This is a genomic window from Staphylococcus sp. EG-SA-15, assembly GCF_017151895.1.
GTDB lineage: Bacteria > Bacillota > Bacilli > Staphylococcales > Staphylococcaceae > Staphylococcus > Staphylococcus aureus.
Window position 1 is genome coordinate 1 of record NZ_JACVZN010000136.1, and the last position, 248, is coordinate 248.

Consider the following 248-nt stretch of genomic DNA (forward strand, 5'->3'; position numbering starts at 1 on the left):
CATCTTCTATTTCTTTAGGTTGGTTTTCGATTTTATATGATGTTAAATCAAATTGTTTTAGATAATTGTAAAATTGTTTTAAAACCTCGCCTTCGTCGATGTTACATGCATTTTTATTTTTAGTATTACGATTTGCAGTAGAAGAAGCGAAAAAAGGTACTAGTTTAAGAGAAATAACTATAAAATTGAACAACTCTAAATACAAAGCACCCTTAGGTAAAAACTGGCACAGATCAGTTATAGGCAAT

Annotated in this window: 1 protein-coding gene; it reads right to left on the reverse strand. The window is 29.0% G+C overall.

Going from position 1 to position 248, the window contains the following annotated elements; all coding sequences use genetic code 11:
* Positions 1-248, reverse strand: a 248-nt coding sequence (locus IDG64_RS14720; RefSeq protein WP_206171373.1) for a hypothetical protein, incomplete at both ends; no start/stop codon positions are given.